The following is a 25,470-nucleotide window of genomic DNA, read 5'->3' as shown; positions in this document are numbered from 1 at the left end:
GAGGGCTAGCGTGCGGCAGTGATCCAGAAAGTGTGAATAATGTCCATTGATGTACCCGCCGCAAATGACGCCTATGGCTTGATCCTCCATGCGATTGATACGGGCATCTACAAGCCGGGAAATCGCTTGGTCGAAAGCGAATTGGCCGACCGGTTTGGCGTGTCGCGCACGCCAATCCGTGAGGCGTTGCAGCGATTGGAGACGCAATCGATGTTAACGCGTGACGGGCGATCGTTGATCGTGGCGTCTTTGGATCACAATCAGATGGCAGAGCTGTATACAGTGCGGACGGCCTTGGAGGGGCTTGCGGCGGAATTGGCTGCACAACATGCGGCCGCCGAAGAGGTGAAGGTTCTGTATGCGATGGTCGAAGAGGATCACGCGTTTTTGTCAAACCCGTCGCGGTTGTCTCAGGCGAACAGGCGCTTTCATCGCCAGATTCACTTGGCATCACACAACCAGTTCTTGGTGCGCCAGCTTGACCTCGTGTATCGCTCTATGGCGTTGCTGGCGACGACATCCCTTGCCGCGGCCGGGCGCGGTGAAGTGGCTTTGGCCGAACATCTGGCCATCGTTCAAGCGATTGAAGCGCGCGATGGTGCTGCGGCGTCAAAGGCGCTTCGCGATCATTTATCCATAGCTTTCCAGACTCGTCTTCGTATCGACGCCGGAAAGATCGGTGCTGACTGAACTATCGGACGCGCCACCGAACATACCGTGTTCGGTTTTGTCCCAGTAGAACGGGTTGAACAGCAATTCACCAAGACCTTTGTATGCGGCCAAAGTACCAAAAATGAAGTAGGCGGGGAGGGTTATAATCCATCCAATGCTCGGGCGGTTTACAGACCCTTTCACTGCAGTTGTGAATACTGCAAGCGTTCCAACCTCAGCGAAGAGAAAAAAGGCAGTTGCCACATGAACCATCGGTTTGGGCATTGGATCAAACACAGGGTTGGGCCAGTTGAACAGATAGGCCAACAAGCTCCACCATAATACGGGGGCCAGTAGGAATGACATCAGCGTACTCAGGAACAACGTCTGGAAACCAAGAAACTTCCATGCCCCCAATTCGCGCCACAAAAGGACTGGCCGGCGCATGTGAACGCACCAAGTAACGGCATATCCTTTGAGCCAGCGTGATCGCTGTTTGACCCATGGCCAGACGTGGCTGTTGGCTTCTTCTTGGGTGACCGATTCCATCATCTCACATCGATATCCCCGCCGCGCCAGACGCATACCCAGATCGGCATCTTCGGTCACGTTATGAGCGTCCCACGCCCCAAGTTTAACCAAGACATCGCGGCGGAAAAACAGGGTCGTTCCCCCCAGAGGAATGGCAAAGCCCAGTTTTTGCAAACCGGGCAACATGACCTGAAACCAACCTGCATATTCGAAGAAAAAACAACGAGATAACCAATTTGTTTTTGAATTGTAGAAACTTAAAATGCCTTGCACACAGGCAAGGTCATCTCCTCCAAACGCAAACTTTTTAGCGACCTCATGAAGCTGCCCAGGATCCGGCGCATCTTCGGCGTCATAGACCCCGACCAAAGAGCCTGATGTGAAATCCAATGCGTAGTTCAATGCCCTCGGTTTTGTCTGCACTCCGCCCTGCGGCACGCGCACAACGCGCATCCATTGAGGAAGCCCCCCTTTGGTCAGGGCCTCTTGTGTTACTTCATCGCTGGCCTCCACAACCAAGCAAATTTCCAAAAGTTCCCTAGGATAGGATATCCGCGCAAGGCGTTTCACCAAGGCCCCCGCAATGTCGCGTTCGCGAAACAAGGGAACAAGAATGGAAATCTTGGGAAGCCTGCCGACCGAGCGTTGCGCCATATCCGACGCCGGTTCGGCTTCGTGCCAAAGCGCGATCCACGTACAGGCGGCCTTGAGAATGCTGTTGAGGAAAAGAGAGAATGTGGCCGCGCCAAAGAGTGTCCAGATCAACCAAACGGGGGCAAAGAAAGCGCCAAAGATCGATAGTATAATGCAGGTCAGCAAGGTCATTTGCATCATTGTGGTGGACCAATTGCGGCAACTGTCTTGCGGGGCAGTTCTCTCTTCGGCTTGTTGCGCAAGTCGGGCACTGTAATGGAGGTGAATTTCCTCCTGAATATCGTTTCGCGCCGCCAAGACGAAGTCTGCATTGTCATGGTCCGGGGGCAGTTTTACGCGAATGCTGTTGATGCGTTCGGGATGGGCTGTCGCCAGAATGGTTTTGTCCCCTTGCATGCGCCAAGGCATGAAGCCAAACCGCAAGCAATCATCCGGCGAAAACGATGCAAACAGCCGCGGATCCGGTGGGGAAGCGGCCAGATCGACCAAATAGGTGTCATGCTGTCTGGCGAGAACCTTTAGAATATCGACTTCGGTTGCAAAGCCTTGTGCGACCAGTATTTCCCCCAAGGGCACATTCTGGCGCGCCTGAAGTGCCAAGGCCACCAACAGTTGGGGAGAGGTGATAACACCTTTGTCCACCAGCTGTTTGCCCAAAAGGGATTGCGCATTGGCGGGTTGGCGACGAAAGGCTTCTTCCCGCCACCCCCTGTGTTCGGAGCGCGCGCTGGCCTGATTGGGCAGCTTAACAGGCGCGTTCATCCTTCATCTCCGGCGCAAGGTCTACGCTGGAAGACTGATTGATTCTCCTTAAGGGGGCGTTAAGCTGACACAGATGCTCTATCGGCCATTGCCGCGGCGAAGCGTTCGAACAGATAGTAGCTATCTTGTGGTCCTGGGGAGGCTTCAGGGTGGTACTGCACTGAAAACACAGGGCGATCTTTCACGCGAATGCCGCAGTTCGATCCATCAAACAACGAGATATGTGTCTCCAACACGCCTTCGGGCAACGTCTGACTGTCGACGGTAAAGCCGTGGTTCATCGAGGTGATCTCGACCTTGCCGGTGTCCAAATCCTTAACGGGGTGGTTGGCGCCGTGGTGGCCGTGGTTCATCTTGATGGTGTTCGCGCCCAGAGCCAAAGCCAGCATTTGGTGACCGAGGCAGATGCCAAAGACGGGGATGTCTTGCTCCAAAACGCCCTTGATCATCGGCACTGCATAAACGCCCGTGGCCGCAGGGTCTCCGGGCCCGTTGGACAGGAATACCCCGTCAGGATTATGGGCCAAGACTTCCTCTGCGGTGGCGGAGGCAGGCAAAACGGTTACATCGCACCCAGCTGACGCGAGGCAGCGCAGAATGTTGCGTTTTGCCCCGAAATCTACGGCGACAACCTTATGGCCTTTCTCGGTCCGCTTGGTGAAGCCTTCGGGCCATGCCCAGCGTTGCTCGTCCCATGTATAGGATTGTGCGCAGGTGACTTCTTTTGCAAGATCAAGGCCTTCAAGCCCAGCAAAACCACGCGCGGCGGCGACCAGCGCTTCCAAATCGAAATTGCCCTCAGGGTCATGTGCCATGGCAACATGCGGCGAGCCTTGCGAGCGGATGGCGCGGGTCAGGCGGCGGGTGTCAATGCCACCCAAGCCGATGCGGCCGGTCTTGCTCAGCCAGTCGGTCAGCTCACCCGTTGCGCGCCAGTTCGAAGATTTCGTTGGGTCCCATTTGACCACCATTCCGGCCGCGACGGGGACGGAGGTTTCGTCATCCTCGGCTGTCACACCCGTGTTTCCGATATGCGGGAAGGTGAAAGTGACCACTTGGCCCGCGTAGGACGGGTCGGTCATGATTTCTTGGTAGCCGGTCATGGCGGTGTTGAAACATAGCTCGGCGGTGGTCTGGCCGGTTGCCCCAAAGCCATGGCCGTAAAATACGGTGCCATCGGCCAGAACAAGACAGGCTGTCGGTTTGGCGGTCATGGCGGCTTCTCCCACAAAGCTGAATGCAAAACTTTGGACTATCTACGGGGGGGATCAGGGGGCGTCAACCACAGCAACTGCCTTTTTTGCAACGCGCAAAGGGGCTGTTGTGATGTTTGACGGATTTAGGTAAAAGACGCGCTTCACAAGGTCTCAGGGAAGGCACCTTATGTCCAATGACTTGCGCACACGCATCACCGATGCCCTTAAGGAGGCCATGAAGGCCAAGGACGCAGCCCGTTTGGGCACTTTGCGGCTGATTAATGCGGCGATCAAAGACCAAGACATCGCGCTGCGGATTGATGGCAAAAGCGTCGGCGATCCAGAGGTTTTGGCGATTCTCGGCAAGATGGTGAAGCAACGTCAAGAAAGCGCGCGTGCCTATGAGGAGGGCGGGCGCCTTGAATTGGCAGAGCGTGAGTTGTCCGAGGTCAAAGTGATCGAAGACTTTCTACCTGCGCAATTGTCCGAAAAGGATTCGGAGGCCGCAGTGGATGCGGCGATCAAAGAAGTCGGCGCAGAAAGCATCCGCGACATGGGGCGCGTGATGGGGATCTTGAAAGGGAAATACACAGGCCAGATGGATTTCGGCAGTGTGGGCCCAATGGTTAAGGCGCGGCTGGGGTAGGCGCAGCGCGGGGCTGCAATACGAGACGCAGTGAGCACTAAATTTCTTTCGGCCAAAGCCTGCCTTCCGCCTAACTAGCGACGCCCCGATCCTTTGACGTGGTCACGGTTTCAAAGGTTGGGGGGCGTTCACCGAACGGTGCAATCTTTGTGGTCATTGCAGTTAACGGGATTTGCTCCTGCCACTAGGTTGTTTTCAATGAGAATGCGGTCAATGACGAGGTGGCGAGGCGAATTTGTCAGCACTTCAATCCCCGCTCGCCCAGAGGCTCGTTGACCATAGCCGGAAATTGTATTGCCAGATATGGCGAGGATCGAAGGCCGTGGCGCGGGGTGGTCGTTAAAATAGCCGACGCCCGATTTCCCCGTGTCACGTATCACATTGCCAGACACCTCTCCCGAGCTTCTAATGGCAATGCCGTTCCCATCGTGCACTCTGGTGATCTGGTTATCCACGATCCGAGAAGCCGGCGTTTGAATGTAGATTCCGTGGTGCAAGCCCCGTCGCCCCTTAGTGGCGACATCAACGAGAATATTGCTGTCGATGGTCAGGTGGCTGACACTGTTTTCCGGCGCGGCGATCCCGTTCTTTGCGATGTTTCGAAGTGTGTTCCCCATCAGCGTCACGTTCTGAGACGGATGCATCGGGTTCATATAAATCCCACTGCCTTTAGAGATATTCTCGATCACGCAGCGCTCTAGAGTGAAGTTCTGAACATTTCGAATGACGATGCCAGTTCGCTTGTTCGAAATCCTACAATGCCTAAGCACTGTGTTGTTCCATTCTTCATCAATGGTCTTGATGTTTTCCAGATCGCAAAGAGCATGGTCTTGGGAGCAATCAACAACACGTTGCTGCGCGTTTGCGTCACTGACAATGGTACAGCTGAACACCGCTATTAAAGTAGCTTGAAGAAGTCTCATGCGTTGCCTTTTCATGGGTCGGCCTGTCACCAATCTGTGATGAAAGTTCTAAGGTCCAACCGTCCGTGTGCAATAGCTCAGATGCCCGCACTGTGCTGAAGGGGGGGAGCTGGGCTCACGCCTGACTATGTGCGGGCACAGGTCTTACTGCTGAGTTACCGCCAAAAGCCGCAGCTGTTCCTCAAACTCTGCCTTCAACTCCATCCGCTCCTCCACAGATAGGAACGCACCTAGTTCGACTTCTCTGGGGCCGCCACGCAGGGTTAGATAGTGGGGGACAGGGGTGTCGTGGGGTATGACCTCGACCCAATAGGGGTTGGCTTGCCATTCTTGCTGGCTGCTGTCGGGGTTGCGGCGGATCAGAGTGACGCGGTCGGGCCAAAGGCTGAGTTCCTCGACCAATTGCCCTGTGCGGTAACTGCGCATCAGGAACATCCAGATTGCGAAGACAGTGATCACCATGAAGGGCAGCAGCCCCCAAAATACCGCCGTTTGCATCAACGCAAGCAAGGGCAGGGCCAGCATGACGGATGTGACGGCGATAAAGAACACGAAGCCTGCGCGCGGCAAGGACCGGTGGGGGTAAAGCAGCACGCGGTAGACCGGCGGCTTGCCCTGATAAGAAGAAAGGGCCTGCGGATAATCCGAGGCCCTTTCAGCAAGATTTATGCGTTGGATAGGCATGGCCGGTTAGTGGCTATGGCCTTTGTCCCATTCAGACTGCTTGGGCAGAATCTCGAATGTGTGCTCTGGAGGAGGGCACGGAAGTGTCCATTCCAATGTGTCCGCATATTCGTTCCAAGGGTTGTTCTCAGTCACCTTGCGGCCTTTGGTCAACGTGTAGACCATGACGCCGATGAAGAAGATGAACGATGCGAAGGACAAGAAGGCGCCCCAGCTCGACACGTAGTTCCAGTAGGCGAAGGCCTCTGGGTAGTCGATATAGCGACGTGGCATGCCTTGGCGACCCAAGAAGTGCTGTGGGAAGAACGTCAGGTTGGCCCCGATGAACATCGCCCAGAAGTGCAGCTTACCAGCCCATTCAGGGTACATACGGCCCGAGAACTTCGGCAGGTAGAAGTAGATACCTGCGAAGATACAGAACACGGCGCCCAAGCTCATCACGTAGTGGAAGTGTGCCACAACGTAGTAGGTGTCGTGGTAGGCGCGGTCGATGCCCGCTTGCGACAGAACAATGCCTGTCACGCCACCCACGGTGAACAAGAACAAGAAGCCGAAGGCCCACAACATTGGGGTCTTCATCTCGATGGAGCCGCCCCACATGGTGGCGATCCACGAGAAGATCTTAATGCCGGTTGGCACTGCGATCACCATAGTGGCCATCATGAAGTAGGACTGCTGCGACAAGCTCATGCCGACAGTGTACATGTGGTGTGCCCAGACAACGAAGCCAAGCGCGCCAATTGCAACCATCGCGTAAACCATCGGCAGGTAGCCAAAGACCGGCTTCTTGGAGAAGGTCGCGATGATGTGGCTGATAATGCCGAAGCCCGGAACGATGATGATGTACACTTCTGGGTGGCCGAAGAACCACAACAGGTGTTGGTACAAGATCGGGTCGCCGCCGCCTTCCGCTTGGAAGAAGGTGGTGCCGAAGTTACGGTCTGTCAGCAACATGGTGATCGCACCGGCCAGAACTGGCAAGGACAGAAGCACCAGCCACGCGGTCACGAAGATGGACCAAGCAAACAAAGGCACTTTGTGCAACGTCATGCCAGGTGTGCGCATGTTCAAGAAGGTGGTGATCATGTTGATCGCGCCAAGGATCGAGGAGGCACCGGAAAGGTGAACCGCGAAGATGGCGAAGTCCATGGAAATACCGGCCTCGGAGGTGGACAGCGGGGCGTAAAGTACCCAGCCCACGCCGGAGCCCAATTGGTCATTCCCACCCGGTGTCAGCAGGGACGCCACAGCCAGCGAACAGCCCGCCACATACATCCAGTAGGACAGGTTGTTCATGCGCGGGAACGCCATGTCAGGCGCGCCGATCTGCAGTGGCATCAGGTAGTTGCCAAAGCCGCCGAACAGGGCAGGGATCACGACGAAGAACATCATCAAGATGCCGTGGCCAGTGATCAAAACGTTCCACAGGTGGCCGTTCGGGGTACAGTCAGCAACAGCCGCAGCAGTCAGACGTGCGCCTTCGAGACACATGTATTGCACGCCGGGGTCCATTAATTCCAACCGCATGTAAACGGTGAACAAAACAGACACCAAGCCCATCAGGCCGGCAGTGAAGAGATACAAGATCCCGATATCTTTATGGTTTGTGGACATGAACCAGCGGGTGAAGAACCCCCGCTCGTCGTGGTCGTGCCCTTGGATGGCGGCGTCGGCCATGCGTTTCTCCCGTTTCCACTCATTTATTGGCAAGGCGATTGGCCCTACGCGAAAGACAGGGCAGACTCGCCCCGTTGTTGTGCCGCTGTTTTAGAGGCGATAGGGCGCAGGGGCAATGTTGCAACCTGCCGCAGAAGGCGCAAAATGTCGCATTTAGCGGAATGATTTTACCTTGAGCCCTCAAAAATCTGCGTAAAATTGGATTTAAGGGCCAGATCGAGATCATCCATGGTCACCGGAAGCCCCAAATCGACCAGCGATGTCACCCCGTGCTTGGAGATTCCACAAGGCACGATGCCGGTGAAATGTTCCAAATCCGGCTCCACGTTGATCGACAGCCCGTGGAAGGTTACCCATTTGCGCAGGCGCACCCCGATGGCCGCGATCTTGTCTTCGGCCAAGCTGCCGTCGGCGTTGAGTGGTTTTTCGGGGCGTTCAACCCAGACCCCCACGCGGCCCTCGCGAATATGGCCGGTCACGGAAAATTCCGCCAATGTCGCGATCACCCATGCCTCGAGGCTTTGCACATATTTGCGTACGTCTTTGCCGCGCTTGTTCAAATCCAGCATCGCATAGGCCACGCGTTGTCCTGGCCCGTGGTAGGTATATTGCCCGCCTCGGCGGGTTTCATGCACCGGAAAGCGATCGGGGGACACAAGATCGGCCGTGTCGGCAGAGGTCCCCGCAGTATAGAGCGGCGGGTGTTCGACCAACCAGATGCATTCGGACGCTTCTCCGGCATAGATCGCATTGGCGCGGTCTTCCATGAACGCCACGGCCTGCGCATAGTCGGTCAATCCGTCGGTTGTGATCCAGTCTACCATATCCGGTTTGCCTTCGTTTCAGGGGGGCGCATAGGCCGATGGGTGAGGGGCAGGTGCCACTATAACAGCCCGTGGCGCTTGCGGAAATGGGACGTCGGGTGGGGCCACCTTATACTGCAATGGATGCGCCGAAGCATTGGAAGGGGTCAAGCCCTCTAATTGGCTGAATTTTTTGCACAGGGCGGCCAGCCAAAGTGTCCCGAAACCAGTCGAATACCAGCCCTTTTTCATTTGATGCGATTTAGCGCTTCACAAGGGCAGAGGTGCACGCTAGAACGCCGCCCACATCCCTATGATTTTGCGGTCGTGGCGGAATTGGTAGACGCGCAGCGTTGAGGTCGCTGTTCTGTAACAAGAGTGAGGGTTCGAGTCCCTCCGACCGCACCATAACTCCTTGAAATTGCTGATTTTTGTGACGCTTCTTGGTCATGGCGCAATGGCTTGTGTTCTTGTGGAATATGCAACAGGCTTGTCGCATCTTCAAAGGAGAACGCATCATGTTGATTTACGGCATAAGCACCTGTCCCCAATGTGGGCGGGCGCGTAAGGATTTGGAAGCCGCCGGAAAACAGGTGGAGTTTCGCGATGTACGTGCTGAGCCGTTGAGCGAAGCGGAACTCGAGGAGCTGATCACCGAATTTGGCGACCGCTTGGTGGATCGCACGACGAATGACTACCGCGGTTTGAATGATTGGCTGAAGAACTCCGAAGCCGAGGCGCAGATTGCAGCCAAGCCCAAAGTGATGGCGCGTCCGATTATTCGGGACGGGGATGCGCTATATCTGGGTTGGGACGATACAGTTCGTGACGCTTTGATCGCGTGACGAAGATGGCAGATTGGCGGGCGTGAAGGCGCTGGCAGGCTGCAATCTTGTCGTCCCCAACGCGGTCCATCCTTTAAGGTGGGCCACGTTGGGACAGGTATCAGAATTGCCAGAAGTAGGACGCATTGGCGCCGACGGTGGTCGTCCCTTCCGAGGTGCGCGATATGTGGGCCCCGAAGTTTGCCGCACCGGTATCACTGAGGATCGTCACGCCCCCGCTGATCCGCGGCGCGGTAAAGCTGTCGGTGGTGCCAAAGCCGTCATCATTGCGGACGTAGTCAACTTCGAAGCCCGCGTTTGGCAGATAGGTCAGATTGCCCTTATCGATCGGGTTATAGTGAACGCCGGTGCCGATGGTGGCGACGAAGCTTTTGATCTCGGTGGCGGCATAGGCGACGACGGGGGCGGTGCTGGTAAAGGCCGGTAGTTTCTCGCGCACGGAGGCCACGCTGATGAACGGGGACAGCTCGGCGCGTTGCAGCGGCACGCTGCCGGTCAGCGTCAGGTTGCCGAAGGTCTTATCGCCCGAGAACTGCCCGCCATCGACATTGTAGTCAGGCTTGCCGAAGCCGACAAAGCCGTCAAGGTTAAGGGTGTCGGACAATTGGGCGGAAAAATACGTCCCGATGGAAAGCCCTTCGGCTTTGACACGCTGGCCTGCGGGGACGTCGACGGACGAGTTGTTGTAGCCCGCGATGATCCCCACTGCGAAAGCGTCACCAAGAAGCGTATCCGCGCCGAAGATCAGGTTGGTCGAATTGCCTGAATAGGTGCCGTTGAAGCGCTTGGTGTCGGCAGACGCCCAAGCCGAAGAAATGCCGCCCCATGACGGGCTTTCGCCACCGCTGAGGCTATTACTTTCTTGCAAGACCTGCGGGCGGCTGATGCGACCGCGTCTTTGGGCAATGGCATCGCGGAAACTGGCGATGTCACCTCCAACATGGGCGCCGATCGCGTCGGATCTGGGGTCATTCATTGTGGGATACATCTGGGCGCTGGCCAAAGTGGGCGCCATCAGGGGCACGGCACATGCTGAGAGGGCGATGCAGCTTTTGCGAAAGGCGGATGGGGTAATCATGATGAAACCTTCGTTAAATGAATGCCGCCATTATACTGCATTTCAGCCGGTTTACCTATAGCCCAAGGGGAGGCGGGCCAATGCGGTGACAAAATTGGCAACCTCGGGTTTGTAGGGACTGGAAACGCAGTGTTTCCCTTTCCATGCGATATGCCACTTAATTGCCATGCTTGACGGCGTTTTGGCCAGTTTTGGGACAAACTTGGAAAGTAGTCAGAGGGGGCGAATTACCCAAGGACGTGTTATGTCACAGCATCAGCTTCAGATTTCCCAAGACGCGGGGCTGCGTATTTCCTACAACCGCAGGAAAAATCCCTGCTTTGCGCTTGGAACCCATATCCTGACCCCCTTGGGAGACCGGTTGATCCAAGACCTTAAGGTCGGCGATTTGGTCGAGACTTTGGATCACGGTGCGCAACCGATCCGCTCCATGGGGGTTCGGCGCTTCGAAGCAGTTGAGGACGCTGCCCCGATCCGCTTCAAGGCGGGGACCTTGAATAATGAACATGACCTTTGTGTCACCGCGGATCACCGCATCCGGTTTGCGGGGTGGCAGTCGGACTTGCTGTTTGGCGAATGGGAGGTGCTGGTCGCAGCGCGGGATTTCGTCAATGGCGTGACGGTGACCCGCGACGTGGGCGGGATGGTGCGCTATGCCTATTTGGGCTTCGATGCGCATCACATAATCTTTGCCGAACGGGTGCCGGTGGAAAGCTCTCAATTGGGGCAGGCCGACGCCTCGGCCATTCCCGCAGGGGCCAAACTGGCATTTCCGCCCTTGCAAGCCCATGAAGCACAGGTGCTGCTGCGTTCCTACACTAAGGCAGCAGAGCCAGCCACACCCACAGCGTAAGCACGGAAAGCGCCGTCGACACCAACACCGCCGAGGCCGCGACGCGCTTGCCCACGCCGTACATATTGGCAAAGACATAGGCGTTTACCCCAGGGGCCATGGCTGCCGTAAGGATCACCGAGCGCGACGCACCTGTCGCCAAGCCGGTGGCCCCTGCCATCACCCAAGTTAAGCTGGGCTGAATGATCAGCATGAGTGCGCAAACCATGATAACCGGACCGGTGTCGCCCTCCAACTTGTAGCGCGCCAAGACGCCGCCCAAGCCAAAAATGGCGGCGGGCAAGGCGGCGCGGATCATCAAATCAATTGCGTCGGTCAACACATTGGGCAAGGGCAGGGAGGTGACATTGACCACAAATCCCAACGTGATGCCGATGATCAGCGCGTTATGGGTAACGGCGCGCCAAACGGCCTTGGCGGTGGGCCAGATGCCGCCCCCTTTGTTGCGCATAATTTCCATCGCGGTGATGCCCACGCCAAAGCAAATGGGCGCGTTCAACGCGATGATCGCATAGTTGGGCGAAAGGGCCTCCGCGCCATAGGCGCGCTCGGTGATGGGCAGGCCCAAAAGCACTGCATTGGAAAACAGGCAGCAAAACCCGATGGCGATGCTGTCTTCCCACGGGCGCCCAAACAGGAGACGTGCTCCCAAAGATCCAAGTGCGAAGCCCGAGACCGCAGGGACATAATAGGACGCCAGCAAGCCAAGCTCAAAATAGGCCCCTAGCTCCAAACCCGCGATGCCACGAAACAGCAGGCAGGGGATGGCGAAGTTCTGGGTGAATTTCATCAGCGCGTCGGCACCGTCATCGGTGAATAACCCGCGCTTTACGGCAATGAAGCCTGCGCCAATGACAAGGAAGACGGGGAGGATGACTTCCAGCAGCGCCCCCATTTAGAGGTCGACCTCGATTGTCATTCCGTCATAGGCGGGGGTGATGTGGTCGGGGGTTTCCGCCTCAAGCGTCGCATAGTCCAGATCGATATGCATATTGGTGATCACGGCGCGTTTCGGGGCGAGCTTCTCGATCCAGCCCAATGTGTTGTCCAAATGGGAATGGCTTGGATGCGGTGCGCGGCGCAAGGCGTCGATGATGAAGCAATCCAATCCCTGAAGTGCCTCCCAGGTTTCGTCGTAAAACGCGGCCACGTCTGGCAGATAGGCCACGTCGCCTATGCGAAAGCCAAGCGCGTCGATTGTGCCGTGGTTTGCCTTGAAGGGCGTCAATGGGATGGTGCCGCCAGCCCCGTCAATTTCGATCAGGCCGTTGATGGATTTCAGTGTCAGAATTGGCGGATAGGGAGAGCCTTCGGGCTGCACAAACACATAGCCAAATCGAGAGATCAGGCTGTTGGAGGTATCCCCGTCAGCCCAAACGGTCAGGCGTTCCTTCATGTTGTACACAACCATGCGCAGGTCATCGATGCCGTGAACATGATCCGCATGGGAATGGGTGTAGACCACCCCGTCCAGCCGCCCGACCTGCGCATCCAGAAGCTGCGAACGCAGGTCCGGCGAGGTATCGATCAGCACCGAAGTGGTTCCCTGCGGGCCGATCTGCTCGATCAGCAAGGAACAGCGGCGGCGGCGGTTTTTCGGGTTTTCAGGGTCGCAATCCCCCCAGTGCCCCCCGAGACGCGGAACTCCGCCCGACGAGCCGCAGCCCAATATGGTGAAGCGACGTTTCACGCGGCTTTCCAGAACAGGCGTTCGAAGTTGGCCTGCGTTTGGGCCGCGAATTCGGCGTACTCAAGCCCGAAGACCTCTGCGCCCACGCGGGCCGTATAGGCCGAATACCCGGGCTCGTTGCGCTTGCCGCGGTAGGGGGGTGGTGCAAGGTAGGGGCTGTCGGTTTCCACCAAGATGCGGTCCAAAGGCGCCGCCGCGAAGATGTCTCGGAGGTCTTGGGATTTGGGAAAGGCGGCGATGCCCGACATCGATAGATAGAAGCCCAGATCAAGGGCCGCTTGGCCTAGCTCCTTGGACGATGAGAAGCAATGCATGACACATGTATAGGCCCCCTTTGCGTGCTCATCTGCCAGTATCTGGGCCATGTCGTCATCTGCTCCGCGTGCGTGAATAATCAAGGGCAGCTTGGTTTGACGCGCGGCTTCGATGTGGATCAGTAGGCTTTCCTTTTGGATGTCCATGCTGTCTTGCGTGTAGTGGTAGTCGAGGCCGGTTTCACCGATGCCTACGAACTTGGGATGATCCGCAAGGGCGACCAATTCATCTACCGTGGCCAGAGGCTCTTCGGCGGCGCTCATCGGGTGGGTGCCAGCGGCGTAAAAGACCGAAGGGTGGGCGTCGGCGATGGCGCGCACCTGCGGTTCTTGGCGCAAACGGGTGCAGATGGTCACCATGCGGGTCACACCTGCGGCATGGGCGCGGGCGATGACATCGGGGAGTTCGCCATCGAAGTCGGGGAAATCAAGGTGGCAGTGGCTGTCGGTAATCTCAGGGGTGCTCATTCTTGACCTCGTTAGGCCGCGGTTTTCGCCGCCACCTCGTTCATTGCAAGAACCATATCAATGACCAGCGCCGAAGGGTCAAGGTTCACCGCGCGCCCATGTTGCGCCCTCGATGAAATATTTGCCGATACGGCGGCCCACGCCCGTGATGCATTTGCGTCGGGAGACAGGCGGGCCAACATGGCCAATTCTCCGGCGGCGGCTTCGGTTTGTGCAAGCCCAAGTCCCGCGCGCGCAAGACGTGACAAAAGCACATCCGTCAGCCGCAGCATCAACTCATAACGGGCCTCTTGCCCTCGGGCGGCGGCTTTTTCGCCCAAGGCGACCATCATGGTGCGGTCCAGCTTCGGGAAGGTTGCTGCCAATGCGACAAGGTCCGCGTAGACCTCCAGCCCCCCAAGGTTGAGCATCCGCAAGGATTCCCCAACCGAGCCACCAGAGAGTTCCGCCAACGCCGGCCCGTGCCCCCCCACATCGGCACCCGTGGCGGTCAATGCGGCCGCCATGTCCTGTGCGTTCATTGTCACGCAGCGCAACTCACGGCATCTGGAGCGGATGGTGGGCAACAGGCGGGATGGCTGATGGCTGATCAAAAACAACAGCGCATCTGCGGGGGGCTCTTCCAGCACTTTCAGCAGGGCATTTGCCGCCGAGACGTTCATATCATCAGCCGCGTCTACAATCACAATGCGGCGACCACCTTCGGTGGCCGAGAGGGAGAAGAACCCCTTTAGTTTACGCACTTCATCGACGGTGATCTGCTGCTTGAATTTCTTTTTGTCAGCGTCATAGGGGCGTTTGAGCACGAATAGCCCCGGCTCGCTGCCTGCGGCCATGCGGGTGGCAATCGGGTGGCTCTGATCTATCTCAAGGGACGTGGGCGCAGGGGGCGCACCGAACATATCATTTGGATCGACAGGCGGATTGGCCAGCAAAAACTTTGCCAGCTTCCACGCCAATGTTGCTTTGCCCACGCCGCGCGGGCCGGTGATCATCCACGCGTGATGCAGCCGGTCACCTGTAAAGGCCTCGAGGAACGCCTCTTCGGCCACCTGTTGGCCAATCAACGCAGTGGTTTCGCGCGGGTGTGGGGCGCCGTCGATCTGGTCAGAGGAGGGAAGGTCTTCGTCACTCATGAGCGGGCAGCCAGAAAGCTGTCGACGACAGCGGCAATAGTATGCGCGACGTCCTGCGCCCCCTTTGTCCCGTCAATCAGTTGGGTGCGGTCGGGATAGTCCTTTGTCAGCGCCAAGAAGCCGTCGCGCAACTTGTGCTGGAACTCCGCGCCGAAGTCTTCAAAACGGTCTTCTCCCGATCCGCGCGCCAACCCGCGTTCCAGCGCAATGTCGGGGTCCATGTCGATGACCAATGTCAGGTCGGGTTCGATACCAATCATCTGAGAGTGCAAAGCGTCGACGATCTGGCGCAGGTCGCCACGGGTGGCCCCTTGGTAGACGCGGGTGCTATCGGCAAAGCGGTCGCAGATCACGATTTTCCCAGCCTTTAGGGCAGGGGTGATCAGGCGTTCCAGATGGTCGCGGCGGGCGGCGGTGAAAAGCAGTATCTCTGTTTCAGCAGACCAGCGACCGGGGTCCCCCTCAACCAACAGCCGCCGGATATCCTCCGCCCCCAAGGAGCCGCCGGGCTCACGGGTGAGCACAACGTCATGCCCTGCGGCCTCCAGATGGCCCGCCAAAAGGCGCGACTGAGTGGATTTCCCAGAGCCGTCAATGCCTTCAAATGTCAAAAACAGACCGCTCAAAACAAAGTCGCTGCTTGGCCGGTCAACTGGCGGAACAAAACGGTCGCGGCTGTGCGCACCCGCACCATGAAGCCCCCGTTATTGACGGTTTCGGTGGCCACCAAGTCATGGGTCGCGTCGCCAATGCCCGGGACGCTCACGATCAGCTCGGCAATCTTGTCGCCTGCGGTGATCGGGGCCTCCAGCGGGCCTTGGTACTGAATTTTGGCGGTAACCCCGTCCTTTTTCAAAACCGGCACCAGAACCTTGATGTCTTCAACCGCCGCCATGCCAACCTTGGCGGATGTGCCCATCCAAACCTCGGCTTCGGCCATGATCACGCCTTGCTCGGCCAATTGCTGCTCGGCGAATTGGCGGAAGGCCCAATTGGTGATGCGTTCGCTTTCGGTGGCGCGCGCCTGCGGAGTGCCAAGGCCGGACAGCACAAAGATAATGCGCCGCATGCCTTGTTTGGCCGACCCCACAAGCCCGTAGCCTGCTTCACTCGTGTGGCCGGTTTTCAAGCCGTCGGCGCCAATGCCCAATTTGAGCAAAGGGTTGCGATTGAAACGGTTGTCAGGGGCGCGGTCGTCAAAGGCAAATTCGGTTTCGGCGAAGTAGCCGTAGTACTGCGGGTAGACGGTGATCAGGCGCTTGGCCAAGATCGACAGATCACGCATCGACATGCGCTGCGCAGGGGCGGGCCAGCCGTTGGAGTTGGCGAAGGTCGAGTTGGTCATGCCCAAGTCTTGCGCACGCTCTGTCATCATTTGGGCAAAGCCGCGTTCGGTGCCGTCAGGGGAAATGGCTTCTGCCAGCACGGCTGCCGCGTCATTCCCCGAAAGAACGATGACACCGCGGATCAGGTCTTCAACGCTCACGCGATCACGGGTGTTCAAGAACATGGTGGAGCCGCCATAGTCCTGTGCATGTTGCGAAACTGGCAGCAGTTGATCCAGCGACAAGCGACCATCCTCAAGTGCCTCAAACGTCATATTCAACGTCATCAACTTGGACATAGACGCAGGTGGGAGCGCCATATCGGCGTTCTTTTCCATCAAGGTCAGATCGGTGCTCAAGTCCAAAACGATTGCGGATTTCGCAGAGGTTTCAAAGGCATGCGCAGCGAAGCTCATGCAAAGGGAGGACGTGAGGGCGGCGATAAGCGTGGCAGCGCGGATGCTCATGGCGGCTCCTTTGGTTATATGTGTCTAGTTGGTAACGAAATAGGCGTCGTTGAAGCCCAGCTCTTTTACCTTCTTCAGTAGTGTTGCGCGCTCGGAGGAGGAGCCCGATGGCCCGACGATCACGCGCCAGAAGTCTTTGCCCTGACTTGATCCCTTTTTGACCGCTGGCAAAATGCCGATCCCGCGGAGGGAGGTTGCGGTGTTGTCGGCGTTTTCTTTAACCGAGAAAATGCCGATCTGGATGAACGGTTTGGACAAGCTCGAAGATTTGCGCGCAGGGGCCGCGGCGGGCGTAGGCTTCGCCGCTGGTACCGGAGCCGCTGTGGCTGCCGGCGCAGGGCTGGCTTTCGCGGTTTTATCAAGGGCTGCCTTGGCTTTGCTGATCGGGTCCAGCGATTTTGCTTCGATGGCGTCTGGCGCGGGCAGGGTTTCGGTCCCCGCCGGCGACGAGATCGCAGGGGCGGCCACTGGCACTGTTTCGGTGCGCAAGGCTGTGACCGTCATTTTTGTGGGCTGACCGGCGATCATTCCCAGCGTTTGCGCCGCGTCTGATGAGAGTTGCAATTTTGGCCCCGGATTGTCGCGTTCGCGACGGAAAAGGGCTCCGATTACGGTTTTGTTGTTGGACAGGTTGCGGATCACGACCCGCTCTGGGTCTTTCACGCCGGGGTAGGCGACCCACACGCCACCAAGGGAGGGGCGTCCATCCCAAAGCCCGTCTTCGCTGGCTTGAAACACGTCTGGGGCTTCGACTTCACGCTCGGTTGTCGGGCCGTTGGCCACTGCTTTCGCGTCGATTGCACTTGTCTCAGCGGTATCTTTTTTCTTCAAGAAATCAAAACCTTGACTGTCTTCACAGGCCGCAAGTGCCGCCGTGGCTCCCAACAGTAACGCAATTCGCCATGCTCGTGTCATAATATGCTGCTGCCCCATAATACTGCCTTTGCCCGCCGCACCTTTCATGGTGCATTCCGTGCCACTTTTCGTGACATTTTCCAAGATCACCCAGAATATGGGCGCCCGTTCATGCGCACCCTATTAAATAATCTGCATGTTGCAAAGCAATCCGTTGCATCATCGGCGAAATTTGGCGTGATCTATTGTGTCAAACCAAGGGGTTCCAGAATCAAAAAGAGGCGGGTAAGTCCTTGTGCGTCGGAGGAGTGGCAGAGTGGTCGAATGCACCGGTCTTGAAAACCGACGAGGGTGAAAGTCCTCCCAGGGTTCGAATCCCTGTTCCTCCGCCACCACCGATTTGTGGTCGCTTTGATTGGGTCGCCTTGGGCGGCCTTTTCTTTTGAATTCAGGGTGAACGCCGGTGCAGCGCAATGCGAGGGCACGCGCTGCCCCCGATCCTTGGGCCGAGACGGACCGCTACAAAGCGCGGCCGTCAGCGGCGAAGAAATGCAGGTTTTCACCCTCAAAGTTTAACCCGACCGTCTTGCCTTCAATGTCTGGGAAGGCTCCGGAGGTTCGGATCGTCAGCAGCCCCAGCGGGCCGCAATCTACATAGTGAAAGAAATCGGCCCCAAGATATTCGCTGACTTGAACCACCCCGTCGCAATGCCCCGTGCCTGCCTCGGTGACGGTGATGTGTTCTGGGCGGATTCCGAGTTGAACCGCGGCGTTGCGCTGATCCGACCCTAGCGCGCCACCACGACCGCCAGCCAAGGCGAAATTTCCTTTCTGAACGGTGCAGGGCATCAGGTTCATTTTCGGGCTGCCGATAAATTGCGCGACGAAGACATTGTCGGGCTTTTCATACAACTCGCGCGGGGTGCCAACCTGCATGATTAGGCCGTCCCTGAGCACCACGATCCGATCCGCGAGGGTCATGGCCTCGACCTGATCATGGGTCACATAGACCATCGTGGTTTCCAGCGCCTTATGAAGGCGGGCGATCTCGAACCGCATATCCACGCGCAAAGAGGCATCCAGATTGGACAGAGGCTCGTCAAACAAAAAGCCCTTAGGCTTGCGCACGATTGCACGTCCAATGGCGACGCGTTGGCGTTGCCCGCCGGACAGGTCTTTCGGGCGTCTGTTCATGTAGGCATCAAGTTTGAGAATATCGGCGGCACGGTTGACTTTTTGTTCAATTTCAGCCTTGGACGCCCCCGCAGTTTTCAGGGCGAACCCCATGTTTTCCGCCACGCTGAGGTGCGGATAAAGCGCGTAGGACTGAAACACCATCGACAGTTCGCGTTCGGACGGCACCTTATGGGTCACCTCAACATCATCGAGCATTATCTGTCCGCGGCTGGTTTCTTCCAATCCCGCAATCATGCGCAGCAATGTGGATTTCCCGCAGCCGGAAGGGCCCACGAAGATAACAAGCTCCCCATCTTGGATGTCCAAGTCGATGCCTTTGATGACTTGAACGTCGCCAAACCATTTTTCGACTGATTTCAGGCTGATAGACCCCATATTTCGTATCCTTTATTCGGCCTAGGCCACGCCTTCGAGCTTGGTTTCATGTTGCCAAGACAGCCAGATCGCCGCTGTCCACGAGAAATTGGACCCAACACAGCCAGCGCCGGTGAGGGGGTTGAAGCATTCCCAAAAGCCGGATTTTTCGATGGCATCGCACAGTCCATTTCGAACTTGCATGGCCAGCTCGGCCTCTCCTTGCTCGTCCAAGCCACGTGCGGTCATGTAGTTCATCTGGGGCCAGAGGGGGCCGCACCAATATCTTTGTGCCTCGAAGCCGTCCGCATCAGGATCCCAACTTGGCAAAAGATGTTCGACCTTGCCGGCGATGCGCTTCAGGTTCTCGATCGTGCGTGCCCTTTGCATGTGCGTACCACTGTCGGCGTAAAAACATAGGGCGCTGCAATTGCTAAAGCCGGTGGAGAAGGCACCGCTGCGAATGTCGCGCGCAACAAAGGCACCGAGGTCGTCGCTCCAAAGATAATCCGTGGCGGCTTCGCCCTTGGCGATCCACGCGCTGATCTGGTCGCGAATGTCCGCAGGTTTGCCCATCTCGGTTGCCATGGCCAGAAGGTCTTTATCCGCACGGAGCAGCACAAAGTGGATGTTCGGATCCGCCATCAGGAACGGGCCTTCATCGGTCAATCTGCGTTGGTCCCAGCCGATGCTGTCGCCAAAATGCACGATGGTGAGATATTTGTCGTATTGCTCTTGGGTAGGGCGGAAGCTGGGATCGACGTGTTTATTGTCCATCCTCGTATAGGGGGGCAAATCGGGGGCGACTTGCATGAGGTCCAGCCCGATGTTCCATTCGGGGCAATTGTCGCGCCCCGTCTCCCACGGATGGACGGTCGCCACGATGCCATCGACGGTGCGCGCCTCGTGAAACCATTTGTGCCACGCAAAAATCTGGTCGAAGACCTCGGCGCGGCGTGCAGCCCCCTGCGGGCCTTCGGTGATCTGGCGCACGATCGTGGCCAAAACCGGAGGCTGTGATACGCCCGTAGACGGGGTGCTTCCCAAAGTATTGCCCCAGCGAGAGGGGCCCGGAAAATAATCTGTGTCATCGCTTCTAAAGATGATGCTGGGGATCATTCCGTCGGGCCATTGCCCCTCGATCAGGGAGATGATCTCTGCCCATGCCCGTTCCATATCATAGGTCGCGAGGCCGAGGGCAATGAAGGCGCTGTCCCAGTTCCACTGATAGGGGTACAGCCCTTCAGTCGGGATGGTGAATCTGCCTCGGTCGTTCTTGGACAGGGTATCGATTGCGGTCTGCTTCAATGACATAGTTTATCCTTTCACACTGCCAGCCGTCAGGCCGGCGACGAGGAAGCGTTCGAACCATAAAAACAAGGCCAGCACCGGAGCCGTCGCGATGACAGCGCCTGCCATCAGATGTTGCCGCGGCACCTCTGAGGAGTTCAGCTCTGCGATGCCGCGCGACAGGGTGTAGAGGTCGACATTGTCAAGGAACATGAAGGCGAAGAGGAACTCATTCCACGCGATCATGAAGACATAGAGCGCCACCGAGGCCATGGCAGGAAGTGCCAGCGGCAAGGTGATTTTGCGGATCACATTCAGCCGCGACAACCCGTCCATCAGACCGGCTTCCTCCAGCTCTGCGGGAATTCCGCGGAAGTAACCTTGCAGCATATACAGGGCCACGGGGATGGTGGTTGCAGGGTAGACCAGCAGCAACCCCCACAGCGTGTTTCGCATCCCCAATTGGCTAAAGATGGCATAAAGTGGGATGACCAGAACGATCATCGGCACCATGTAGATCAGCAAGATTGACCGCGACAAAAAGTTTTGCCCCGGAAACTTCAGGCGCGCGACCGCATAGGCTCCGGGGACGGCGAAGAACAGCGTGATCAACACGGTTGCCACAGACACCATCGCCGAGTTCAGCAAATAGCTGCCAAAGTGATACTGGGTGAACAACTCGATGTAGCTGCGAAACAACGCGCTGGCGCCTTGGCCAAAATTCAAGGAGAAATCCAACGGGTTGGACAGCAGCAATTGCTGGTTTTTCAGGCTCATCATGACCATGACGAAAAAGGGCAGGGCCACGGCGATGGTAAATGCCACCAGACCAATGCCTTTGAGGAAGCGCAGGCAAATAACTTCGACGTTGTAGCGTCGTTCGCGGGTCGGGCCGAAGCCCAAAGCCGTGAGATGGGTGGCGTGAACCGTGGACCACGCGGTTATGACGATGAAGATCAACTGACCAATCGACCAAACCGACATCGCTTGCCCAAAAGGCAGTGCGCCAGAGGCCACAGTCAACACGATGACAAACACCAACCCGCAGGCGGCGATGATGCCTTTGCTTCGACGCGCAGGCGGCAGCGCTGTCAAAAGCCCCCCCGAGAGGCCCCCCGCCACAGCCCCAGCGGTGACTTGCGGCTGAAAGGCCTCCCCTGAAATAAACAGTGCCAGCAGCGTCACCAACACCGTGGCAATTGCCCCCCAAAGCGCACCGAACAGCAAGCACAGGTAGAAAATATTGCCGAAACGGCTCATGCCTCATCCTCCGGTGAAAATTTGAAGAAGATGAACGAGAAGAACAGCAAAATCATGAACACGACCACAGCCACCGCCGCCCCTGCGCCCAAGTTGGAGACCGCAAAGGCCTGCTCATAGACATTCACCGTCAAAGTGCGCGTACCAGCCGCCCCGCCGGTCAGCAGGAAGATGTCGTCGAATTTGTTAAAGGTCCATATGAACCGCAGCAGGAACAACACCGCCATAATTCCCATCAATTGAGGAAGCGAGATGAAGCGGAACTGTTGAATAGGGGTGGCGCCGTCGATCTCGGCGGCCTCAAAGATGTCCGTCGATACCGATTGCATTCGGGCAAGAATGAACAACATAGCCAGCGGAAAGTAGCGCCAGACCTCGAAGATGATCACCACGGTAAGGGCCACGGGGAAGTTGAAGCTGAGCCCAAGGATATTGAGTTCAGCCACCCTTTGACCCAAAAAGCTGATCGGCCCGTCGATGACGCCCAACTGGATCAACAAGGCATTCAGCGTGCCGCCGGGGCCCGGGTCTAGAAGCAGCACCCACGCCAGAGCCACGGCAATGACAGGGGCCACATAAGGGGAGAGGAACAGCCCACGCAAAAAGCTGCGGCCACGGAACGCCATATTCATCAACTGCGCGGCGAACAGCCCCATGATCAATGCCCCCACAGTTCCCGCAATTGTGTAGTAGAGAGAGGCCCAAAGGACCTGCCAAAAGTCAGAGGCGTTGAACAGCTTGCGGAAATTTTCCAAGGTGAAGCTGTTATTGGTCAGGATGTTTTCGGGAGTGAAGGTGAACGCCGCATCCGTGTCTTTGATATTTGTCGGAGCGTCCAGATAGGCCTGTGTGGCGGCAACGCGCAAAAGGACATCTTCGCGCTGACCCGCGGCGAAATCACCGAAGTTGCATCGAAGGGCGGTGCCGCTCAACGTGCAGCGCTCGTCAACATCCAGAACGTCTAAGGTGGCGGGCAGAACGTCTGCCATGCTGATGTCTGCAATCGGGCTTTTGCGCGACGAGTTGCGCAGGCGGTAGCGGATGTCGGCTTCGTCTCCGGCGGCGTTCAACTTGCCCATAAGGCGCTCGTTGACAAGGATGGATGGCGCGCGCAAATCCCCTAAGGTTACCGGTTTGAAGGCGATCCAGATGTTGGCGACCAGCGGAAACAACACCACGGATAGAACGATAAGAAACGTCGGCAACAGCAACAAATAGGCAAAGCGCATCTCGCGCTTGGCCAGCGGCCCAAGTCCTTTCGGAGGGGTGGGGGGTGTATCTGCGGACATCAACTTATCCTGATAGGGAAGGTGGCGGCGCGACTAATCGCACCGCCAAAGGTCTGGATTACAGGTCGAGCGCTTTGTGCTCGGCTACAATCTTGTCGGCGGCGTCTTGCACGCTTAGATCACCATCGGTCATCTCACGGATAACCCGCGACATAATCTGAGAGTTCACGATCTTGGAGGCCGTTGCCAACTGCCCATCGGCCACGCCCCAGCGGTCGCCCACTGACAGGCCTGCCACGATGTCGTCGATCACAGATTGCGGGTAGATGTCGCCCAGCGGGGCTTTGCGATCAACGCCCACGTCCAAACCGGCCCACGCGGCTTCAAAGGATGTGTCGTTGGCCTTGCTGCCGCGGCGCACAGGGAACTTGCCTTCGGGTGCTTGTGACAACCATTGGCCATAGCCTTCGGACATCACGTATTCGACGAACTCTTGTGCCACGCCGGTGTTGGCGTCTGCGGTAATCCCAAGGTAGCGCACGTCTGCATAGGCCGCGCCATCGGCGTTGCCCGGACCCGAGATGACCGTGGAGAAACCTGTCATATTTGCAAGGTCTTTGGTTGTTGGGTCATCCGAGATAGTCACTGGCGCGCTGTCGCGTAGGCCGCCAAGCTCGTCCAGAATTGAAGGCGACCAGATCACCATGGCGGCTTTGCCATCAAGATACAGCTCGCGAGACTGCGACCAATAGAGGTCACCCTCAGGGGAGTTTGCCACAAGGTTTTTGTACAACTCGAGCAGCTCTACCAGATGGGTGGTGTCCTCGTTGATCGAGCCATCGGCATTCACCGGCGAATACCCCGTTGCCAGCGACAGATGTTCGATCAGCTGCATCATGTAGCCTTCGTCGATCTTGGTCGCGGCGACAAAGCCGTAGATTTCCGGCGGGTTATGCAACTTGGCCATCGCGGCGTTCATGGCCTCGAAGTTTGTGGGCGCTTTGAGGCCCGCGGCTTCAAACAGGTCGGAGCGGTAGACAACCAGCTGCGTCCAACCGTCGGTGGGGACGGCGACGATCTCGCCGTCCGACATTGCCATGCCAACGGGACCCTGCGCGAATGTGTCCACCCCGAGGTTGTCCATGACTTCGCTGGCAGCCCCCGCATCCAGCAAGCCGGCTTCGGAGTAGGGCAGAATATGGCTGACGGTCAGATTGATCACATCGGGCAAGTCACCCGCTGCAAAGGCCGCAGTCGCGCGGGTCTGAATGTCGGATTCCTCGACGGGGATGATCTCCACCGTATGGCCGGAGGCGGCTTTGAAACCGGCGGCCATTTCCTCTTGAACGGCCATCCGCTCTGGTTGAACTTCCATGGTCCAGAAACGGATGGTATCCGCGCCTGCGGCCCCCGCCAACACGGTCGACGCCAGAAGACCCGTCATTAGTTGTTTTGTGTAGTTCATTGAATTTCCTCCCTTTTTGAAATGTCTTGTTGGGCTTTTGCGCAATGCAAGGGCCCGTCTGTTTTGCGACGCAGCAGTTGGGCGCGTTGCAGTTCTTGATGCATGGCTGGATCGTCGCCGTCGATAATCGCCAGCAACATGTCGCCCAAACGGCGGCCTGCGTGGGCTTGTGGCTGTGCCATGGTCGTCAAAGGCGGGTTGGAGTGGTTGCCGAATTTCAACCCGTCATAGCCAATGACCGACACATCTATGCCCGGGCGAAGGCCACGGGCGCGAAGGGCAGCAAGCGCCCCAAGCGCCACAGTGTCAGAGATGCAGACCACCGCCGTTGGTGGTTGCGCGAAATCCAGCAACAGATTGGTCGCCATTTCGCCGCCGTCATCGCTGAATTCAGCGATTTGGATCAGGTCAGGATCCAAGGGCAAGCCGTTGGCCTTGATCGCTGTTTGATAGCCATTCAAGCGATCTTGCGCGAACTGATGCTGCAAGGGAGCGCCGACAAAGGCGATACGGCTGTGGCCAAGGGCCACAAGATGGTTCACCGCGGTTACAAAGGCGTCCTCGCCGTCAACGTCATACCACGCATAATTGTCACAAGACGCGGTGCGTCCGTGGACGACAAAGGGGAATTTCAGATCTTGCAGCAACCGAATACGCGGGTCGTTTTTCAAGGGGCGCGAGATCACCAGTCCACCCACGCGGCCCGAGCGAACCAATCGCTCAATATGGGCTAGCTCGTCTTGTGACGAATCCGCGTGAGTGACCAACAAATCCCAATGGCGTTTGCCAAGAGCTTCCCCCAGACCTTGCAGCAACTGGGCGATAAAGGGTTGCGAGCCGGAGTGGTTGAGGCGGGGCATTAGATACCCGACCGTTTCGGGGCTGCCGATGGACAGTCGACGCGCATTTTGATTGGGACGATATCCCAATTCTTTCGCCGCAGTTTGCACACGCTTGCGGGTGGCGGGGCTGATGTCGGCATAGCCATTCAACGCGCGGCTCACCGTCCCGACCGTTAGGCCAAGATGCGCGGCTAAAACCTTCAAGCTGACTGGCTTGCTGGACATAGAATCCTCCCCTGATGTTCAAAACGCTAACCGAAACCGGTTTCGGAGCG

The 25,470-nt window shown here is 57.5% G+C and carries 24 protein-coding genes and 2 tRNA genes; 6 read left to right on the top strand and 20 right to left on the bottom strand.

Features of this window, described 5'->3' with window-relative positions:
* Nucleotides 1-39 precede the first annotated feature (39 nt).
* Nucleotides 40-690 carry a GntR family transcriptional regulator gene (locus Q0746_RS02485; RefSeq protein WP_298256858.1) on the top strand — a complete coding sequence of 217 codons (651 nt, stop codon included), beginning with the start codon at nucleotides 40-42 and terminating at the stop codon, nucleotides 688-690.
* Here Q0746_RS02485 and Q0746_RS02480 read toward each other — a convergent pair.
* The gene (locus Q0746_RS02480; protein WP_298256856.1) at nucleotides 631-2,598 is read right to left on the bottom strand and encodes a glycosyltransferase; all 1,968 of its coding nucleotides are present in this window, start codon (nucleotides 2,596-2,598) and stop codon (nucleotides 631-633) included. The genes Q0746_RS02485 and Q0746_RS02480 overlap by 60 nt on opposite strands.
* A gap of 59 nt (nucleotides 2,599-2,657) precedes the next feature.
* The gene (gene carA, locus Q0746_RS02475; RefSeq protein WP_298256854.1) at nucleotides 2,658-3,812 is read right to left on the bottom strand and encodes a glutamine-hydrolyzing carbamoyl-phosphate synthase small subunit; all 1,155 of its coding nucleotides are present in this window, start codon (nucleotides 3,810-3,812) and stop codon (nucleotides 2,658-2,660) included.
* A 169-nt stretch (nucleotides 3,813-3,981) separates the two neighbouring features.
* Here carA and Q0746_RS02470 point away from each other — a divergent pair, with 169 nt between their 5' ends.
* Nucleotides 3,982-4,440 (top strand): GatB/YqeY domain-containing protein, encoded by a 459-nt coding sequence (locus Q0746_RS02470; protein ID WP_298256852.1) that lies wholly within the window; start codon nucleotides 3,982-3,984, stop codon nucleotides 4,438-4,440.
* A gap of 128 nt (nucleotides 4,441-4,568) precedes the next feature.
* Here the strand turns inward: Q0746_RS02470 and Q0746_RS02465 are convergent, their stop codons facing one another.
* The 4 genes from Q0746_RS02465 to lipB form a co-directional block, all read right to left on the bottom strand.
* The gene (locus Q0746_RS02465) at nucleotides 4,569-5,363 is read right to left on the bottom strand and encodes a right-handed parallel beta-helix repeat-containing protein (protein WP_298256850.1); all 795 of its coding nucleotides are present in this window, start codon (nucleotides 5,361-5,363) and stop codon (nucleotides 4,569-4,571) included.
* 144 nt (nucleotides 5,364-5,507) lie between these two features.
* Nucleotides 5,508-6,047 (bottom strand): DUF2244 domain-containing protein, encoded by a 540-nt coding sequence (locus Q0746_RS02460; protein ID WP_298256848.1) that lies wholly within the window; start codon nucleotides 6,045-6,047, stop codon nucleotides 5,508-5,510.
* Nucleotides 6,048-6,053: 6 nt separating this feature from the next.
* Complete coding sequence (gene ctaD / locus Q0746_RS02455) at nucleotides 6,054-7,724, bottom strand: cytochrome c oxidase subunit I (RefSeq protein ID WP_298256846.1); 1,671 nt, start codon at nucleotides 7,722-7,724, stop codon at nucleotides 6,054-6,056.
* A gap of 167 nt (nucleotides 7,725-7,891) precedes the next feature.
* Complete coding sequence (gene lipB, locus Q0746_RS02450) at nucleotides 7,892-8,548, bottom strand: lipoyl(octanoyl) transferase LipB (RefSeq protein WP_298256844.1); 657 nt, start codon at nucleotides 8,546-8,548, stop codon at nucleotides 7,892-7,894.
* A gap of 300 nt (nucleotides 8,549-8,848) precedes the next feature.
* On the opposite strand from lipB, the gene Q0746_RS02445 reads away from it, so the two are divergent.
* Together Q0746_RS02445 and Q0746_RS02440 are read left to right on the top strand one after the other, a co-directional pair.
* Nucleotides 8,849-8,935, top strand: a tRNA-Leu gene (locus tag Q0746_RS02445).
* Nucleotides 8,936-9,045: 110 nt separating this feature from the next.
* A complete protein-coding gene (locus tag Q0746_RS02440) occupies nucleotides 9,046-9,372 on the top strand; it encodes a glutaredoxin domain-containing protein (protein WP_298258026.1) in 327 nt (108 codons plus the stop codon).
* Between the two features lie 100 nt (nucleotides 9,373-9,472).
* Here Q0746_RS02440 and Q0746_RS02435 read toward each other — a convergent pair whose 3' ends face one another.
* Entirely contained in the window at nucleotides 9,473-10,450 is a 978-nt protein-coding gene (locus tag Q0746_RS02435) for an autotransporter outer membrane beta-barrel domain-containing protein (protein ID WP_298256843.1), read from the bottom strand.
* A 244-nt stretch (nucleotides 10,451-10,694) separates the two neighbouring features.
* Here Q0746_RS02435 and Q0746_RS02430 point away from each other — a divergent pair, with 244 nt between their 5' ends.
* Complete coding sequence (locus tag Q0746_RS02430; protein ID WP_298256841.1) at nucleotides 10,695-11,303, top strand: Hint domain-containing protein; 609 nt, start codon at nucleotides 10,695-10,697, stop codon at nucleotides 11,301-11,303.
* On the opposite strand, the gene Q0746_RS02425 is transcribed toward Q0746_RS02430, so the two are convergent.
* From Q0746_RS02425 to Q0746_RS02395, 7 genes are read right to left on the bottom strand one after another with little or no spacing between them, the layout of a single operon-like run.
* Nucleotides 11,269-12,198, bottom strand: coding sequence for an AEC family transporter (locus tag Q0746_RS02425; RefSeq protein WP_298256839.1), 930 nt, complete (start codon nucleotides 12,196-12,198; stop codon nucleotides 11,269-11,271). The two genes, Q0746_RS02430 and Q0746_RS02425, sit on opposite strands and share 35 nt — an antisense overlap.
* Nucleotides 12,199-12,993, bottom strand: coding sequence for an MBL fold metallo-hydrolase (locus Q0746_RS02420; protein ID WP_298256837.1), 795 nt, complete (start codon nucleotides 12,991-12,993; stop codon nucleotides 12,199-12,201).
* Entirely contained in the window at nucleotides 12,990-13,775 is a 786-nt protein-coding gene (locus tag Q0746_RS02415) for a TatD family hydrolase (protein ID WP_298256835.1), read from the bottom strand. The genes Q0746_RS02420 and Q0746_RS02415 overlap by 4 nt, the downstream gene beginning before the upstream one ends.
* 11 nt (nucleotides 13,776-13,786) lie before the next feature.
* A complete protein-coding gene (locus tag Q0746_RS02410) occupies nucleotides 13,787-14,911 on the bottom strand; it encodes a DNA polymerase III subunit delta' (RefSeq protein WP_298256833.1) in 1,125 nt (374 codons plus the stop codon).
* Nucleotides 14,908-15,537: a dTMP kinase gene (gene tmk / locus Q0746_RS02405; protein WP_298256831.1), complete on the bottom strand. Its 630-nt coding sequence runs from the start codon at nucleotides 15,535-15,537 to the stop codon at nucleotides 14,908-14,910. Before tmk ends, Q0746_RS02410 begins: the two co-directional genes overlap by 4 nt.
* Complete coding sequence (locus Q0746_RS02400; protein WP_298256829.1) at nucleotides 15,534-16,703, bottom strand: D-alanyl-D-alanine carboxypeptidase family protein; 1,170 nt, start codon at nucleotides 16,701-16,703, stop codon at nucleotides 15,534-15,536. The genes tmk and Q0746_RS02400 overlap by 4 nt, the downstream gene beginning before the upstream one ends.
* A gap of 24 nt (nucleotides 16,704-16,727) precedes the next feature.
* Nucleotides 16,728-17,666, bottom strand: coding sequence for an SPOR domain-containing protein (locus Q0746_RS02395; RefSeq protein WP_298256827.1), 939 nt, complete (start codon nucleotides 17,664-17,666; stop codon nucleotides 16,728-16,730).
* Nucleotides 17,667-17,860: 194 nt separating this feature from the next.
* Here Q0746_RS02395 and Q0746_RS02390 point away from each other — a divergent pair.
* A tRNA-Ser gene (locus Q0746_RS02390) sits at nucleotides 17,861-17,950 on the top strand.
* Between the two features lie 127 nt (nucleotides 17,951-18,077).
* Here Q0746_RS02390 and Q0746_RS02385 read toward each other — a convergent pair.
* The 6 genes from Q0746_RS02385 to Q0746_RS02360 are packed head-to-tail and all read right to left on the bottom strand — an operon-like array spanning nucleotide 18,078 to nucleotide 25,420.
* Nucleotides 18,078-19,130, bottom strand: coding sequence for an ABC transporter ATP-binding protein (locus Q0746_RS02385; protein ID WP_298256825.1), 1,053 nt, complete (start codon nucleotides 19,128-19,130; stop codon nucleotides 18,078-18,080).
* Between the two features lie 21 nt (nucleotides 19,131-19,151).
* On the bottom strand, nucleotides 19,152-20,423 hold the full coding sequence (locus Q0746_RS02380; RefSeq protein WP_298256823.1) for a hypothetical protein: 1,272 nt from the start codon (nucleotides 20,421-20,423) through the stop codon (nucleotides 19,152-19,154).
* 3 nt (nucleotides 20,424-20,426) lie between these two features.
* The gene (locus tag Q0746_RS02375; protein WP_298256821.1) at nucleotides 20,427-21,659 is read right to left on the bottom strand and encodes a carbohydrate ABC transporter permease; all 1,233 of its coding nucleotides are present in this window, start codon (nucleotides 21,657-21,659) and stop codon (nucleotides 20,427-20,429) included.
* Nucleotides 21,656-22,948, bottom strand: a complete 1,293-nt coding sequence (locus Q0746_RS02370; RefSeq protein WP_298256819.1) for a sugar ABC transporter permease — start codon at nucleotides 22,946-22,948, stop codon at nucleotides 21,656-21,658. Before Q0746_RS02370 ends, Q0746_RS02375 begins: the two co-directional genes overlap by 4 nt.
* Nucleotides 22,949-23,006: 58 nt before the next feature.
* Nucleotides 23,007-24,353 (bottom strand): ABC transporter substrate-binding protein, encoded by a 1,347-nt coding sequence (locus Q0746_RS02365; protein ID WP_298256817.1) that lies wholly within the window; start codon nucleotides 24,351-24,353, stop codon nucleotides 23,007-23,009.
* Nucleotides 24,350-25,420, bottom strand: a complete 1,071-nt coding sequence (locus Q0746_RS02360) for a substrate-binding domain-containing protein (protein WP_298256815.1) — start codon at nucleotides 25,418-25,420, stop codon at nucleotides 24,350-24,352. Before Q0746_RS02360 ends, Q0746_RS02365 begins: the two co-directional genes overlap by 4 nt.
* Nucleotides 25,421-25,470 lie beyond the last annotated feature (50 nt).

It is taken from the genome of uncultured Litoreibacter sp., from assembly GCF_947487515.1.
Classification (GTDB): Bacteria; Pseudomonadota; Alphaproteobacteria; order Rhodobacterales; family Rhodobacteraceae; genus Litoreibacter.
Note: the sequence above shows the minus strand (reverse complement) of the source record. Positions and strands in the feature narration are given on the sequence as shown.

Excerpts from the sequence above, each read along its gene's own strand:
- Q0746_RS02485 (WP_298256858.1), top strand. The coding sequence starts at position 40 with ATGTCCATTGATGTACCCGCCGCAAATGACGCCTATGGCTTGATCCTC.
- Q0746_RS02480 (WP_298256856.1), bottom strand. The coding sequence starts at position 2,598 with ATGAACGCGCCTGTTAAGCTGCCCAATCAGGCCAGCGCGCGCTCCGAA.
- carA (WP_298256854.1), bottom strand. The coding sequence starts at position 3,812 with ATGACCGCCAAACCGACAGCCTGTCTTGTTCTGGCCGATGGCACCGTA.
- Q0746_RS02470 (WP_298256852.1), top strand. The coding sequence starts at position 3,982 with ATGTCCAATGACTTGCGCACACGCATCACCGATGCCCTTAAGGAGGCC.
- Q0746_RS02465 (WP_298256850.1), bottom strand. The coding sequence starts at position 5,363 with ATGAGACTTCTTCAAGCTACTTTAATAGCGGTGTTCAGCTGTACCATT.
- Q0746_RS02460 (WP_298256848.1), bottom strand. The coding sequence starts at position 6,047 with ATGCCTATCCAACGCATAAATCTTGCTGAAAGGGCCTCGGATTATCCG.
- ctaD (WP_298256846.1), bottom strand. The coding sequence starts at position 7,724 with ATGGCCGACGCCGCCATCCAAGGGCACGACCACGACGAGCGGGGGTTC.
- lipB (WP_298256844.1), bottom strand. The coding sequence starts at position 8,548 with ATGGTAGACTGGATCACAACCGACGGATTGACCGACTATGCGCAGGCC.
- Q0746_RS02440 (WP_298258026.1), top strand. The coding sequence starts at position 9,046 with ATGTTGATTTACGGCATAAGCACCTGTCCCCAATGTGGGCGGGCGCGT.
- Q0746_RS02435 (WP_298256843.1), bottom strand. The coding sequence starts at position 10,450 with ATGATTACCCCATCCGCCTTTCGCAAAAGCTGCATCGCCCTCTCAGCA.
- Q0746_RS02430 (WP_298256841.1), top strand. The coding sequence starts at position 10,695 with ATGTCACAGCATCAGCTTCAGATTTCCCAAGACGCGGGGCTGCGTATT.
- Q0746_RS02425 (WP_298256839.1), bottom strand. The coding sequence starts at position 12,198 with ATGGGGGCGCTGCTGGAAGTCATCCTCCCCGTCTTCCTTGTCATTGGC.
- Q0746_RS02415 (WP_298256835.1), bottom strand. The coding sequence starts at position 13,775 with ATGAGCACCCCTGAGATTACCGACAGCCACTGCCACCTTGATTTCCCC.
- Q0746_RS02410 (WP_298256833.1), bottom strand. The coding sequence starts at position 14,911 with ATGAGTGACGAAGACCTTCCCTCCTCTGACCAGATCGACGGCGCCCCA.
- Q0746_RS02400 (WP_298256829.1), bottom strand. The coding sequence starts at position 16,703 with ATGAGCATCCGCGCTGCCACGCTTATCGCCGCCCTCACGTCCTCCCTT.
- Q0746_RS02395 (WP_298256827.1), bottom strand. The coding sequence starts at position 17,666 with ATGAAAGGTGCGGCGGGCAAAGGCAGTATTATGGGGCAGCAGCATATT.
- Q0746_RS02385 (WP_298256825.1), bottom strand. The coding sequence starts at position 19,130 with ATGGGGTCTATCAGCCTGAAATCAGTCGAAAAATGGTTTGGCGACGTT.
- Q0746_RS02380 (WP_298256823.1), bottom strand. The coding sequence starts at position 20,423 with ATGTCATTGAAGCAGACCGCAATCGATACCCTGTCCAAGAACGACCGA.
- Q0746_RS02375 (WP_298256821.1), bottom strand. The coding sequence starts at position 21,659 with ATGAGCCGTTTCGGCAATATTTTCTACCTGTGCTTGCTGTTCGGTGCG.
- Q0746_RS02370 (WP_298256819.1), bottom strand. The coding sequence starts at position 22,948 with ATGTCCGCAGATACACCCCCCACCCCTCCGAAAGGACTTGGGCCGCTG.
- Q0746_RS02365 (WP_298256817.1), bottom strand. The coding sequence starts at position 24,353 with ATGAACTACACAAAACAACTAATGACGGGTCTTCTGGCGTCGACCGTG.
- Q0746_RS02360 (WP_298256815.1), bottom strand. The coding sequence starts at position 25,420 with ATGTCCAGCAAGCCAGTCAGCTTGAAGGTTTTAGCCGCGCATCTTGGC.